The organism is Xanthomonas sp. SI, from assembly GCF_014236855.1.
Taxonomy (GTDB): domain Bacteria; phylum Pseudomonadota; class Gammaproteobacteria; order Xanthomonadales; family Xanthomonadaceae; genus Xanthomonas_A.
This window is the reverse complement of sequence record NZ_CP051261.1, coordinates 4,012,465-4,026,040: the sequence shown is the minus strand read 5'-3', so window position 1 is coordinate 4,026,040 and position 13,576 is coordinate 4,012,465. Positions and strand designations below refer to the sequence as shown.

Annotated in this window: 14 protein-coding genes; 3 read left to right on the top strand and 11 right to left on the bottom strand. The window is 69.6% G+C overall.

What is annotated here, in order from left to right; all coding sequences use genetic code 11:
- Positions 1-60: 60 nt before the first annotated feature.
- The 4 genes from HEP75_RS17020 to ahpC all read right to left on the bottom strand — a co-directional run bounded on the left by HEP75_RS17020 (position 61) and on the right by ahpC (position 4,369).
- Positions 61-855: a hypothetical protein gene (locus HEP75_RS17020; RefSeq protein ID WP_185824288.1), complete on the bottom strand. Its 795-nt coding sequence runs from the start codon at positions 853-855 to the stop codon at positions 61-63.
- A 103-nt stretch (positions 856-958) separates the two neighbouring features.
- Positions 959-1,924 carry a LysR substrate-binding domain-containing protein gene (locus tag HEP75_RS17015; protein WP_185824287.1) on the bottom strand — a complete coding sequence of 322 codons (966 nt, stop codon included), beginning with the start codon at positions 1,922-1,924 and terminating at the stop codon, positions 959-961.
- A 90-nt stretch (positions 1,925-2,014) separates the two neighbouring features.
- Entirely contained in the window at positions 2,015-3,604 is a 1,590-nt protein-coding gene (ahpF, locus tag HEP75_RS17010; RefSeq protein WP_185824286.1) for an alkyl hydroperoxide reductase subunit F, read from the bottom strand.
- Positions 3,605-3,805: 201 nt separating this feature from the next.
- Positions 3,806-4,369: an alkyl hydroperoxide reductase subunit C gene (gene ahpC, locus HEP75_RS17005; RefSeq protein WP_039007575.1), complete on the bottom strand. Its 564-nt coding sequence runs from the start codon at positions 4,367-4,369 to the stop codon at positions 3,806-3,808.
- 215 nt (positions 4,370-4,584) lie between these two features.
- On the opposite strand from ahpC, the gene prmC reads away from it, so the two are divergent.
- Both prmC and pip read left to right on the top strand, forming a co-directional pair.
- The gene (gene prmC / locus HEP75_RS17000) at positions 4,585-5,421 is read left to right on the top strand and encodes a peptide chain release factor N(5)-glutamine methyltransferase (RefSeq protein ID WP_185824285.1); all 837 of its coding nucleotides are present in this window, start codon (positions 4,585-4,587) and stop codon (positions 5,419-5,421) included.
- 124 nt (positions 5,422-5,545) lie between these two features.
- Positions 5,546-6,487 (top strand): prolyl aminopeptidase, encoded by a 942-nt coding sequence (pip, locus tag HEP75_RS16995; protein WP_185824284.1) that lies wholly within the window; start codon positions 5,546-5,548, stop codon positions 6,485-6,487.
- A gap of 127 nt (positions 6,488-6,614) precedes the next feature.
- Here the strand turns inward: pip and HEP75_RS16990 are convergent, their stop codons facing one another.
- The 5 genes from HEP75_RS16990 to HEP75_RS16970 form a co-directional block, all read right to left on the bottom strand.
- On the bottom strand, positions 6,615-7,304 hold the full coding sequence (locus HEP75_RS16990; RefSeq protein ID WP_185824283.1) for a hypothetical protein: 690 nt from the start codon (positions 7,302-7,304) through the stop codon (positions 6,615-6,617).
- 377 nt (positions 7,305-7,681) lie between these two features.
- On the bottom strand, positions 7,682-8,575 hold the full coding sequence (locus HEP75_RS16985; protein ID WP_185813778.1) for a transglutaminase family protein: 894 nt from the start codon (positions 8,573-8,575) through the stop codon (positions 7,682-7,684).
- Positions 8,576-8,652: 77 nt separating this feature from the next.
- Positions 8,653-9,453, bottom strand: coding sequence for an N-formylglutamate amidohydrolase (locus HEP75_RS16980; protein ID WP_185824282.1), 801 nt, complete (start codon positions 9,451-9,453; stop codon positions 8,653-8,655).
- Positions 9,446-9,997, bottom strand: coding sequence for an NUDIX hydrolase (locus tag HEP75_RS16975; RefSeq protein ID WP_179568176.1), 552 nt, complete (start codon positions 9,995-9,997; stop codon positions 9,446-9,448). Before HEP75_RS16975 ends, HEP75_RS16980 begins: the two co-directional genes overlap by 8 nt.
- A gap of 162 nt (positions 9,998-10,159) precedes the next feature.
- Positions 10,160-11,077, bottom strand: a complete 918-nt coding sequence (locus HEP75_RS16970; RefSeq protein WP_185824281.1) for a LysR family transcriptional regulator — start codon at positions 11,075-11,077, stop codon at positions 10,160-10,162.
- Positions 11,078-11,175: 98 nt separating this feature from the next.
- On the opposite strand from HEP75_RS16970, the gene HEP75_RS16965 reads away from it, so the two are divergent.
- Complete coding sequence (locus HEP75_RS16965; RefSeq protein WP_185824280.1) at positions 11,176-12,009, top strand: SDR family oxidoreductase; 834 nt, start codon at positions 11,176-11,178, stop codon at positions 12,007-12,009.
- A 57-nt stretch (positions 12,010-12,066) separates the two neighbouring features.
- On the opposite strand, the gene HEP75_RS16960 is transcribed toward HEP75_RS16965, so the two are convergent.
- Positions 12,067-12,990 carry a 5'-3' exonuclease H3TH domain-containing protein gene (locus tag HEP75_RS16960; protein WP_185824279.1) on the bottom strand — a complete coding sequence of 308 codons (924 nt, stop codon included), beginning with the start codon at positions 12,988-12,990 and terminating at the stop codon, positions 12,067-12,069.
- Positions 12,987-13,562 carry a nitroreductase gene (locus HEP75_RS16955; RefSeq protein ID WP_185824278.1) on the bottom strand — a complete coding sequence of 192 codons (576 nt, stop codon included), beginning with the start codon at positions 13,560-13,562 and terminating at the stop codon, positions 12,987-12,989. The genes HEP75_RS16960 and HEP75_RS16955 overlap by 4 nt, the downstream gene beginning before the upstream one ends.
- Positions 13,563-13,576: the final 14 nt, after the last annotated feature.

Below are 13,576 nucleotides of genomic sequence, written 5' to 3'. Positions count from 1 at the left end.
GGCGCCGCCCGGATGGCGCTGGCTGTCGCGTGGCATCGGCCGCAGGGCCGATGGCCGCGCTCAGACAGCAGTGACGTGCGGCTGCGTGGGCAGCAGTTGCTCCAGCACCGCCAGCAACAGCGGGCCGTCGAACAAGGCGGTGTAGCTGACGCTGACCTTGCTGCCGCCGCGCAACTGGAACTGCAGGCGCGAGGTCCATGCCGACACGTCCATGGCGACGATGTCGTCGATGCGGATCTCGTTGCCGGCGAAGGCCAGGCGCTCGCGGCTCAGCTGCACCGTCTCGAGCGGGCCGCGGGTGAAACCCTTCATGTTGACCGCGAATTCGCGGCGGATCGCGCCGGCGGTGGTGACCATGCGGAAACTCAGTGTCTGCCCGGCATCGAGCTTGGCCATCAGCACCGGCACGCGCGCCTGCAGGTAGCCGTGCATGAAGCGGTCGAGGAACTTGTAGTAGCCGCCGATGTTGCCGTTGGCGGCCTGCCACTGTTCCTGGCCTTCGCGCCGCCAGCCCAGGTTGACCGACAGCCCGGCGCGGTAGAACTGGCAGGTCTCGACGATGTCGCGATAGAGGTAGGTGCCGTCGCTGCGCTCGGGAAACTGGCGCACGCCCAGCTCGCCCTGTTCCCAGCCGCCGCGGCGGATCGCCCAGCCCAGCAGGAGCGTCAGCACGCCGACCAGCGCCAGGCCGAGCATGATCCATTGCAGCGTCTGCGCCGCTTCCGGCGCGACCTTGTCGCGCACCGCGAACAGCAGTACGCCGCAGGCCAGCAGCGCCAGGCCGAACAGCATGACCAGGATCGACAGCGTCGCATTGTTGCGATGGCGGCCGAGCACGGTTCCGATAGACGTCATCCGCATTCCTCTACACAGGTAATCGCGGGATTGTCGCACCGACGGCCGTAAACCGGGCGTTAGCGTCGCCCGCGCGCCTTGCGCCACCGGCGCGGTGCTGCGCTCAGAGCGTCGCCACGCGCGGCAGCGCAGCGGCCACCGGGGCGAGCGCCGACGGCGCGGCCTTGGCCGACAGCAGCGCCTCGGGCAGCGCCTTGAACAGTTTCGCCAACTGCTCCAGGAAATCGCTCATCGCCGAACTGCGGCGCCACAGCATCGCGATGCGCCGGCTCGGGCCGGAGGCGTCGTCGAAGCGCAGCAGGTGGATATTGGACGAGTTGGTCACCGGCGGCTGCACCGCCAGCAAGGGCAGCAGGGTCACGCCGACATTGGCGGCCACCATCTGCCGCAGCGTTTCCAGGCTGGTGGCCTGGAATTCGGCTTTTTCCAGCGCGCCGGACAGGTGGCACACGTCCAGGGCCTGCTCGCGCAGGCAATGGCCGTCCTCAAGCAACAGCAACCGTTGCTGGTGCAGCTCGCTCAGGCTCAACGAATCGCGCTTGGCCAGCGGATGGCCATCCGGCACCGCCAGCACGAACGGTTCCTCGAACAGGAATTCGGTATGCAGTTGGTCGTCGTGCAGCGGCAGCGCGAGCAGCGCCGCATCCAGCCGGCCTTCGCGCAACCGGGTCAGCAGCACGTCGCTCTTTTCCTCGATCAGCAGCAGTTCCAGTTGCGGGAAACGCTCGCGGATGCCCGGGATCACGTGCGGCAGCAGGTACGGGCCCAGCGTCGGGAAGATGCCCAGGCGCACCGTGCCCGCTTCCGGATCCTGGCTGCGCCGCGCCGCTTCCTTCATCTGCTCGATCTCGGCGACGATGCCGCGCGCGCGGCTGGCCGCCTCGCGCCCGGCCGGGGTCAGCATGACCTTGCGCGGCGCACGCTCGACCAGCGGCACGCCCAGTTCGTCCTCCAGCTTCTTGATCTGCGTGGACAGCGTCGGCTGGCTGACGAAACAGGCCGCCGCGGCACGCCCGAAATGCTTGTGATCGGCCAGCGCCACCAGGTATTTCAGATCACGCAGGTTCATCGGCAGGTTCCTTGGCGGTGCGGGCTGTGCTGAGAACAGCATAGACCCCGCGCCGGGTCGCGGTGCGGGGTCTATGCGGGCGTGACGGGATCAAGCCGCTTCGGCGACCGCGCTGCTGACCGGTGCGCTGCTGCGGATCAGGTGGTCGAACGCGCTCAGCGCCGCCTTGGAGCCTTCGCCCATGGCGATGATGATCTGCTTGTACGGCACCGTGGTGGCATCGCCGGCGGCGAACACGCCGGGCAGCGAGGTCTGGCCGCGGTCGTCGACCACGATCTCGCCGCGCGGCGACAGCGCCACCGTGCCCTGCAGCCATTCGGTGTTGGGCAGCAGGCCGATCTGCACGAAGATGCCTTCCAGCGCCAGGCGGTGGATATCGCCGCCGACGCGGTCCTTGTAGACCAGCCCGGTGACCCTGCTGCCGTCGCCGATCACCTCGGTGCTCTGCGCGTTGACGATGATGTCCACGTTGCCAAGGCTGCGCAGCTTGCGTTGCAGGACCTCATCGGCGCGCAGCTTGGCGTCGAACTCGACCAGGGTGACGTGGCTGACGATGCCGGCCAGGTCGATCGCCGCTTCCACGCCGGAATTGCCGCCGCCGATCACGGCCACGCGCTTGCCCTTGAACAGCGGGCCGTCGCAATGCGGGCAATAGGCCACGCCCTTGTTGCGGTACTGGTCCTCGCCGGGCACGTTCATCTGCCGCCAGCGCGCGCCGGTGGACAGGATCACGCTGCGGCTCTTCAGCGACGCGCCGTTGGCCAGCCTGATCTCGACCAGGCCGTCGGCGCCGGCCGGAATCAGCTGCTCGGCGCGCTGCAGGTTCATGATGTCCACGTCGTACTGGCGCACGTGCTGCTCCAGCGCCGCGGCCATCTTCGGGCCTTCGGTCTCCTGCACCGAAACGAAGTTCTCGATCGCCATGGTGTCCAGCACCTGGCCGCCGAAACGCTCGGCCGCCACGCCGGTGCGGATGCCCTTGCGCGCGGCATAGATCGCCGCCGCCGCGCCGGCCGGGCCGCCGCCGATGACCAGCACGTCGAACGGCGCCTTGGCCGCGATGCTGGCCGCATCGCGCTTGGTCGCGCCGGTGTCGAGCTTGGCCACGATCTGCTCCAGGCTCATGCGGCCCTGGTCGAACACTTCGCCGTTGAGGTACACGGTGGGCACCGACATGATCTGCCGCGCCTCCACCTCGTCCTGGAACAGCGCGCCGTCGATCGCCACGTGCTTGATGTTCGGGTTCAGCACCGCGGCCAGGTTCAGCGCCTGCACCACGTCCGGGCAGTTCTGGCAGGACAGCGAGAAATAGGTTTCGAACACGTACTCGCCGGGCAGGTTGCGCACCTGCTCGATGACCTCGGCGGTGGCCTTGGACGGATGCCCGCCGACCTGCAGCAGCGCCAGCACCAGCGAGGTGAACTCGTGGCCCAGCGGCAGCCCGGCGAAACGCAGGTGGATGTCGTGGCCGGGGCTGGTCAGCGCGAACGACGGGGTGCGTTCGGCGCTGTCGCGGTGCACGTCCAGGCTGATCTGGTCCGACAGCAGCACCAGGTCTTCGAGCAGGTCGAGCATCTCGCGCGACTTGGCGCCGTCGTCCACCGACGCGGTGATGTGGATGGGCCGAACGACCCGCTCCAGGTAAGCCTTCAACTGGGTTTTCAGATCGGCATCCAACATGGCGGACTCCTGACGATGGGCAAAGCGAGGGGAAGGCGTTGCTGCCGCAGGGGCAGACCGCCGTAGAGAATTGGGAGGAGGGGTGAACCGCAGCCGGCGCGCGCTGCCGGTGGCTGGCGTGAGGCGGGCGTAGCGGCCGCGACGCGGGCTGCGGTTCACCCCCACCCCCGCCGAAGCGGCGGAGATGGGAGTGGGGACGACTTAGATCTTGCCGACCAGGTCCAGCGACGGCTTCAGCGTCTTTTCGCCTTCCTTCCACTTGGCCGGGCACACTTCGCCCGGATGCGAGGCGACGAACTGCGCGGCCTTGAGCTTGCGCAGGGTCTCGGTGACGTCGCGGGCGATCGCGTTGTCGTGGATTTCCAGCGTCTTGATCACGCCTTCCGGATTGATTACGAAGGTGCCGCGCAGGGCCAGGCCTTCCTCGTCGATGTGCACGCCGAACGCGCGGGTCAGCTGGTGGGTCGGGTCGCCGACCAGCGGGAACTGCGCCTTGCCGACGGCCGGCGAGGTCTCGTGCCACACCTTGTGCGAGAAATGGGTGTCGGTGGTGACGATGTAGACCTCGGCGCCGATCTTCTGGAACTCGGCGTAGTTGTCCGCGGCGTCTTCCACTTCGGTGGGGCAGTTGAAGGTGAAGGCGGCCGGCATGAAGATCAGCACCGACCACTTGCCCTTCAGGTCCGCGTCGGTGACTTCGATGAATTCGCCGTTCTTGTAAGCGTTGGCCTTGAACGGCTGGACCTGGGTGTTGATCAGAGACATGGAGTTTCCTCGTGGTTGTGAAGGGGGACGGGGGATAGAACGAGGCTCATCATAGGAGGGGTCGATAGATATCTCAAATCGATTGATGGAATTAAATAGATAGGTTTTGTCTATCGCTATTCAAGCCTGGCTCTTTGCTGCGCTGCGGGGGAAGCACGCAGTCGCAACGTTCTACCACGTTGGCTTTTCCGGACCGCTGCGGCATCGTGACGTCGATGAACGCCCCCACCACCCCCGAGTCCCTGCTGCGCGCGGCCTGCGCACAGATCGACCGCGCCGATGCCGAAGCCTTGCTGATCCATGCCCTGCAGCGCGACCGCGCGTGGCTGTTCGCACATGCCCGCGACCCGTTGCCCGCGGATGCCGCCGAACGCTTCGGCGCCCTGCTGGCGCGGCGCGCGCAGGGCGAGCCGGTGGCCTACCTGACCGGCCGCCGCGGCTTCTGGACCCTGGACCTGGCGGTCGGCCCGGCCACGCTGATCCCGCGCGCGGACACCGAGCGCCTGGTGGAACTGGCGCTGGAGCGGCTGGACACGGCGTCGGGCCGCCGCGCCGCCGACCTCGGCACCGGCAGCGGCGCGATCGCGCTGGCGCTGGCCAGCGAGCGGCCGCAGGCGCAGGTGCTGGCCACCGACCTGAGCGAAGCCGCGTTGGCGGTGGCGCAAGCCAATGCGCGCACGCACGGCCTGCACAACGTCCGCTTCGCCCACGGCGCGTGGCTGGCGCCGCTGGCCGGGCAGCGCTTCGACCTGATCGCCAGCAACCCGCCCTACATCGCCGCCGGCGACCCACACCTGGCGCAGGGCGACCTGCGCTACGAACCCGCCAGCGCATTGGCGTCCGGCGCCGACGGGCTGGACGACATCCGCGTCATCGTCGCCGGCGCAGCGGCGCACCTGCAGCCGGACGGCTGGCTGCTGCTGGAGCATGGCTGGGAGCAGGGCGAGGCGGTGCGCGCGCTGCTGACGGCGGCGGGCTTCGACGGCGTGGCGACCTACCAGGACCTGGAAGCGCGCGACCGGGTCACTCTGGGGCGCTGGCCGGCCGGCTGACGTGGTCGCAGACGGTTGCGTCTGGACGGATGTCGCACGCGTGCCGGCCGCGCAAACAGCGCCCGTGAACGCGGGCAGGGCCGCGCCTTCCCCGCTAAAATCAGGTTTTTCCGCAGGAACCGCCATGCGCACCCTATATCCCGAGATCGAACCCTTCGACAGCGGCATGCTGCCGGTGGACGCGCGCCACACGCTGTACTACGAACAGTGCGGCAACCCGCAGGGCAAGCCGGTGGTGCTGCTGCACGGCGGGCCGGGCGGCGGCTGCAATGCCAAGATGCGGCGCTTCCACGATCCGGCCAAGTACCGCATCGTGCTGTTCGACCAGCGCGGCTCCGGCCGCTCCACGCCGCATGCGGACCTGGTCGACAACACCACCTGGGATCTGGTGGCCGACATCGAGAGGCTGCGCGAAACGCTCGGCATCGAACGCTGGCAGGTGTTCGGCGGCAGCTGGGGCTCGACCCTGGCGCTGGCCTACGCGCAGAGCCATCCGTCGCACGTCACCGAGCTGGTGCTGCGCGGCATCTTCATGCTGCGCCGCTGGGAACTGGAGTGGTTCTACCAGGAAGGCGCCAGCCGGCTGTTTCCCGATGCCTGGGAGCACTACGTCGGCGCGATCCCGCCGGTGGAGCGCGCCGATTTGATCTCCGCGTTCCATCGCCGCCTCACCAGCGACGACCAGGCCACGCGCCTGGCCGCGGCGCGCGCGTGGAGCGTGTGGGAAGGCGCCACCAGCTTCCTGCACGTGGATGCGGATTTCGTCAGCGGCCACGAGGACGCGCAGTTCGCGCTGGCGTTCGCGCGCATCGAGAACCACTACTTCGTCAACGGCGGCTTCTTCGAGGTGGAAGACCAGCTGCTGCGCGACGTGGGCAGGATCGCCGACATCCCCGGGGTGATCGTGCAGGGCCGCTACGACGTGGTGTGCCCGCTGCAGAGCGCGTGGGAACTGCACAAGGCCTGGCCGAAGGCGACGCTGCAGATCACTCCTAGCGCTGGCCATTCCGCGTTCGAGGTGGAGAACGTCGACGCCCTGGTGCGCGCCACCGACGCGTTCGCCTGAGGCTGGTATGCCGTGTGCCGTATTCGCGGCGCACGGCATGCGGCAATGTCCGCACTGTCGGCCTGGATCGGACCAGGTTGCGACGCGTCCGCCATCGGCCTGCGTCTTGCTGTCTCCCGTGTCCGCTTCAACCCTTTCGTTTTGCCGCGTTTCCGCGGCGATACACCCGATCGACTTCGAACACGCCGCCGCGCTGCGATTCGGCATGGCCTTCGGCACGGATGTGCACCCGCAGGCTGTCCGCATCCTGCGCATCGGTGGTGTAGCGGTAGGACACGCGGATGCCGTTGCTGGTGCTGATTTCCACCAGCATGCCGTCGGGATTGTCGTGCAGCAGCGCCTGCACGCCGGGTGCGATCTGCACGCGCGCTCCGGACAGCGGCAGGATCACCATGTCGCTGCTGTCGGGGCGGCCGAACACCACCGATTCGCGGGTGCGGTACAGCAGGAGCGTGTCGGTCAACGGCGCGGCGAACTCCATCTCCGGACGCAGCATCTGCAGCGGACCGCTGGCGCGGCGTGCGCCGGATCCACCGCCGGGAGCACCGCCCGGCGGGCCGCCTTCGCGGCCTTGACCGCCCGGGTCTTCGTGACCGCCGCCCGGACCTGCGCCGTCAGGCGCGGGTCCGCCAGCGGCCTTTTGCCGCGGCAGCGCGCGCTCGGCGGCCTTTTCGGCCTGCTTGGCGGCTTTCTTGTTGGCCTTGGCGTCGGCCTGCCATTGCGTCGGCGGGTCGGTGGCCACCTGTTGCGCGAACGCCGGGACCTGCAGCATCAGCACCAGCAGCAGAAGAGGGGGACAGCGACGGCGAACGGGCACGGCAAGACTCCGACTGGCGACGAGGCCGACGATGCTACGGCGCGGCGTTCGCGCGCTCTTGCCGTGGTGTGTCGTCGCCGGCCACGCAGCGCGCGCCGCTTCCTTTCCCTGCGGGACCATGCTGCCTTTTCGGGGGAAGGTGCCCGGCGGGGGGATGAAGGCGCGGGCGAAGTCCTGGAAGTTCGCTGCAGTCGGGATTGAAGTCCCTCCCACAACATGCCGGCCGGTTCATCGGCTGGCCCAATGTCCCTGAAAGGGTGGCCGTGATGGTTTCGGAGCGTCGGTCGCGACGGACGTTCCAAGTCCTGCCCATCGCGACCGATGCTCCGATCCCGCAAGTCACTGCGGAATGCAGCTGTGCCTGGGGCGAAATCGCCCTACAGGTAGAGCCCCTCGGTCCGCAGCGCCGCGGCGCCGTTGCCGGCGACCCCCGCGGCGCTGGCAGGACGCGGATCCAGCCGCGCCTGGTCGGTTTCGTCGGTCCACACCACGAACGACTCCAGCGTGTTGTAGCCGAAGGTGTTGCTGATCGCCACGTCGGCGGCGTCGCGGCCGCGCGCGATCAGCACCCGGCCGATGCGCGGCAGGTTGTGGCGCGCGTCGAAGGTGTACCACTGCCCGTCCAGGAACGCCTCGAACCAGCCGGAGAAGTCCATCGGCGCCGCCGAGGCGGGCACGCCGATGTCGCCCAGGTAGCCGGTGCAGTAGCGTGCCGGGATGTTCATGCAGCGGCACAGCGCGATCGCCGAGTGGGCGAAGTCGCGGCACACGCCGCGGCCTTCCTGCAGCGCCTGCGCCGCGCTCTTGGTCGGGCGCGCGTGTTCGTAGCCGAATTCGATCTGCGCATGCACGTAGTCGCAGATCGCCTGCACTCGCGCCCAGCCGGTCGGCGCGCTGCCGAACAGGTCCCAGGCCATGCCGCTGAGCAGGTCGGTCTCGCAGTAGCGGCTACCGAGCAGGTACATCAGGGTGTCGTCCGGCAGGTCCTGCACCGGGGTCTGCGGCGCGTCGTAGCGGTACTGATCGGGCAGGCCGCTGTCGCGCACCACCGCATCGGCACGCAGGGTCAGCACGCCGGCCGGGGCCAGCATGCGCGTACAGCTGTTGCCGAACTGGTCGCGATAGCCGCGCAGCGGGATCGCCGGTTCGGTCTGCAGCGCGGTGGCCACGACGATGTCGGTGCGGCGGCTGTCGTGTATGTCGAGCATCGCCAGCACCGGGGTGGGCTGCAGGAAACGGTAGCGGATCTCGTAGCCGAGGCGGATGAGCATGGGGGCAGGGGGTCCGGTGCTTGCAGCGAGGGGGCGTCCGAACGGACGGCGATGCACCGAGAGTGCGCAGCCTGCGCTCAGCCCGGTGTGAAGGCAGCTTGCAACCGATTCAGCATGCTGAGCAAGCGCTGCGCCCATTGCCGCTGTCCTGCGGGGTCGGCGATCAGGTCCTGGCGGATCTCCAGTTCCACGTGCGCCAGGCCGCGCGCCTCGGCGTGTACCGGGATCGCGTAGTCGGTGGCATCGCTGACCGAATACGGCTCATTGTCGCCGACCACCAGGCCCGGCTCGGCGCGCAATTCGGCCAGCAGCGCCTGCGCGAAGCGCGCATCGCGCTGGTACAGCACACCGGCATGCCAGGGCCGGGACACGCCCGCCATCGACGGAGTGAAGCTGTGCATCGCGATCAGGATGGTTGCCAGGCCGGCGTCGCGGCGCCGGTCCAGTTCCGCGGCGATACGCGCGTGGTAGGGAGTGAAGATCGCGCTGGCGCGCGCCGCGCGCGCTGCGGCGTCCAGGCCCTGGTTGCCTGGCACCACGGTGCCGTCGCTGACCTCGGCGATCGACCCCGGCGCCGACAATGGCCGGTTGCAGTCGATCACCAGTCGCGAATAGGTCTGCACGATCGCGAACGCATCCAGCGCCTGCGCCAGTTCGGCGGTGACCCCGGCGATGCCGATGTCCCAGCCGATGTGCCGGTCCAGTTCGTGCTGCGGCAGCCCCAGGTCGGCCAGCGCCTGCGGCACCTGCTGCCCGGCGTGGTCGGCGATCAGCAGGTAGGGCGAACGGCCCCGCGCCTGGAGCACGCGGTAGGGCGGTGGATCGCCTGCGCCGAGCAGGGGCTGGCTGGCGGCCGCGCGCGCGGTCGGCTCAGCCACGCGGGGTGCCGTCCAACTGGTGCTCGATCATCCACAGCCCGGCCCACAGCTTGGCGTCCAGCTCGTAGCCTTCGCCCATCTTCTGCACCAGCCAGGCCGCGGCGCGGGCGCGCGGCACCGTGTGCACGGTGATGTCCTCGCTGGCGTCGCCGCCGCCGTCGCCGACCTTGCGCAGGCCGCTGGCACGGACGAAGGCGACCTTTTCGTTGCTGGCGCCGGAGGAGGTCGGGCCGATCATCAGCACCTCGGCGTGGTCGGCGGTCCAGCCGGTCTCTTCCTCCAGTTCGCGCACCGCCGACACCTCGATCGATTCGCCCGCGTCGATGTCGCCGACCAGCCCGGCCGGCATCTCGATGGTCCGCGCCTGCAGCGGCACGCGGAACTGCTCGACGAACAGCACCTCGTCGTCCGGGGTCACCGCGACGATGATCGCGGCCAGGCCGCCGGCGTGCACGCGTTCGGAATATTCCCAGGTGCCGCGCACCACCATGCGCTGGTATTTGCCTTCGTAGACGATGCGGGGCGGGGAATCGTGGCGGGTCATGGGTAGCGTTCGCTCTGCTGAGGAGGAAGGAGGTGGGCGCCGCGGATCGCGATTGCCGGATGACCGAAGTGTAGGGCCATCGACGTCGCGACGATGCCATGGCGCGGCCCGCCGCGTGCGGTGTTGGATCCGGCGAAAGGCCCAGGCGCCGCGAGCGGCGCGCTACTGCGTCGCCGGGAAGGCATGCGCGGCGTCGTGCTCGCGCAGCACCTCGATGAAGGCGCGCAGCGCGGCGGGGACGTGGCGGTGGCCGGGGTAGTAGAGGCAGAGTCCCGGGAACCGCGGGCACCAGTCTTCCAGCGCGGCGACCAGCGCGCCGTGCGCGAGGTGCTGGGCGATCGAGGCCTCATGGGTCCAGATCAGGCCGACACCCGCCAGCGCGGCGTCGATCAGCAGCGCGGAATTGTCTAGCGTCAACATGCCTTCCACGTCGATCAGTTGCTGCTGTCCGCGCTTGGCGAATTCCCAGCGATACACCGCACCGCCTTGCGGATAGCGGCTGCGGATGCAGGCGTGCCCGCGCAGATCGGCCGGCGTGCGCGGCGCGCCGTGGCGGGCGAAGTAGGCCGGCGCGCCGGCCACGATGAAGCGCAGCGGCGCCGAACAGGGGATGGCGACCATGTCCTGCGGCACCAGTTCCGCCAGGCGGATGCCGGCGTCGAAGCCCTCCTCCACGATGTCCACCAGGCGGCCGTCGGTGACGATGTCCAGCCGCACCTCGGGGTATCGCGCCAGAAACGCCAGGATCGCCGGCATCAGCAGGCGCGCGGCGCCTTCGGAGGTGTTGAGGCGCAAGGAGCCGGTGGGGCTGTCGCGGAACGCATTGGCGTCCTCGATCGCCGCATCGATCTCGCGCAGCGCGGGCGCGATGCGGGCAAGGAAGCGTTCGCCGGCCTCGGACAGCGCGACGCTGCGGGTAGTGCGATGGAACAGGCGCACGCCCATGCGCTGTTCCAGCGCGGCGATCGCGTGGCTGAGCGCCGATGCCGACACGCCCAGCACGATGGCGGCACCGCGGAAGCTGCGCTGCTTGGCGACGGCGACCACCGCCTGCAATTCGCTCAGGGCGGGACGGGGCATTGTGCGATCCTGTTCAGTACTGCATGCGGGATTGGCCGGATTGTCTCATGTGTTGGGCGGGTCGATCATGGCGCTACACCCCCACCCAAGGAACCGCCATGCCCAACCCCACCGTCTTGATCACCGGCGCCTCGTCCGGTTTCGGACTCGCCAGCGCGCAGCTGTTCGCCGCGCGCGGCTGGAACGTGGTCGCCACGATGCGTGACCCGGCGGCCGGCGCGGCGCTGGCCGGCCCCGAGGTGCTGGTCGCGCGCCTGGACGTACAGGACCGCGACAGCATCGCCGCGGCGATCGACGCCGGCATCGCGCGCTTCGGCGCCATCGACGCGCTGGTCAACAATGCCGGCTTCGGCCTGTTCGGCGTGTTCGAGTCGACGCCGCGGGAGAAGATCCAGGAACAGTTCGACGTCAACGTGTTCGGCGTGATGGACGTGACGCGCGCGCTCCTGCCGCATTTCCGCGCCCGTGGCGCCGGCACGATCGTCAACGTCAGTTCCGGCGCGGGCGTGTTCGGCCTGCCGATGATCTCGCTGTACAACGCCAGCAAGTTCGCCCTGGAAGGCTTCTCCGAATCCTTGTCCTACGAGTTGCGGGCGCTAGGCATCGCGGTACGCATCGTCGAGCCGGGCGGCGTGTTGGACACCGGTTTCGGCCAGCGCTCGGCGCAGGAGGCCACGTCCGGCGCCGCGCCGCCGGAGGCCTACGCCGGTTTCGTGGCGCACAGCGTCAAGGTGTTCGAAGGCCTGCGCGCCACGCGCCTGGCGACCTCGCAGGAGGTGGCGGAGACGATCTTCCAGGCGACCACCGATTCCGGTCCGCGGCTGCGCTACGTGGCGACCCAGGACATCGTGCCGCTGCTGGCGGCGCGGCGCGAGACCTCGGAGGAGCGCTACATGGCGCTGATGCGGGCGCAGTTCGATGCGGCGGACTGAGCGCTAGCGGCGACGCCCGGCCGACCTTGCCGCGTCCCTGGCGGCGCCAGGGCTCGGCTATTCGCCGACCGTCGCCAACCCCGCTGCCTGCAGCAAGCGGCGCCGGGTCAGCGGGCCGAAGCGCAGCGCTTCGCACAGGCCGTGCAGCATGCCGGGGTCGGCCTGGCCGCGGGCGAAGCCGGGTGCGGCCGAATGCAGCGGCGCGTCCAGCGCGATGGTGGCCAGTTGCCGCCACAGCAGCGCGTGTTCGCGCTGCTCGCGCAGGCGCACCGCCATCTGCGCCGCGCCGCGCAGGCGCAGGAACGCCACTTCGTCGATCCGCGCCAGCAGCGTGTCCAGGTCGCCGAAATGCGCCAGCAGGATCGCCGCCGACTTGGCGCCGATGCCGGTGACGCCGGGAATGTTGTCGATCGCATCGCCGGTCAGCGCCAGGTAGTCGGCGATCTGGTGCGCGTGCACGCCGTGCCGCGCCTTGACCCCGGTCGTGCCCCAGCGCTGGCCGCGCGCGTAGTCCCACTGTTCGTCGAAGTCGAGCAGCAGCAGTTGCGACAGGTCCTTGTCGGCGGACACGATCACGCCGTGGAAGCCGCCGCCGCGCATGCTGTGCAGGGCGCTGCCGATCAGGTCGTCGGCCTCGTAGTCGTGATGGGCGAGCACGCCCAGGCCGAGCGCCGCGCACAGCGCCTTGCAGTGCGCGAACTGGCGCCGCAACGCGTCCGGCGCCGGCGCGCGGTTGGCCTTGTAGGCCGGGTACAGGCGATTGCGGAAGCAGCTGTCCAGCGCTTCGTCGAAGGCGATCGCGATGTGCTGCGGGCGCTCGCGTTCGAGCAGGTCCAGCAGGAAGCGGGCGAAGCCGTGCACGGCGTTGGTCGGCCAGCCCTGCGCGTCCTGGAACTCGTCCGGGATCGAGTGCCAGGCGCGGAACACGTACAGGCTGGCATCGACCAGGTACAGCGGCCGCGTCGGCGCCGCTGCGTTCACGGCGTCCAATCGCTCAGCAACTGCTGCGGATCCGGACGCTCGCGCTCCGGCACCTGAATGCGCGGCGTGCCGATATGGATGAAACCGGCGATGCGTTCGTTCTCGGCCAGGCCCAGCCGCGCCGCCACCGCTTCGTCGTAGGCCATCCAGGCGGTCAACCACTGCGCGCCGAAGCCGTAGGCCTGCGCCGCCTGCAGCAGTGCGAAACAGACCGAGCCGGCGGTCAGCCATTGCTCGATCTCCGGCACTTTCGCCTCGCGCTGCAGCCGCGCGATCACCGCGATCGCCAGCGGCGCGTGCGCGAAGCGTTCGCGGTCCTTCTCCACCGCGGCGGACGGGGCGCCCGGGTCGCGCTGCAGCGTGCACTCGGCCAGGAAGTCGCCCAGCGCCAGGCGCGCCTGGCCGGCGATGCGCAGGAACCGGAACGGCACCAGCTTGCCGTGATCGGGCACGCGCACCGCCGAGCGCAGCATCGCCAGCAGGGTCGCCTCGTCGGGTCCCGGCTCGCCCAATTGCTTGGACGGCACCGAGCGGCGCTCATCCAGCGCTTGCAGCGAGTGAAGTGTGCGCATAGTCTCGATTCCGT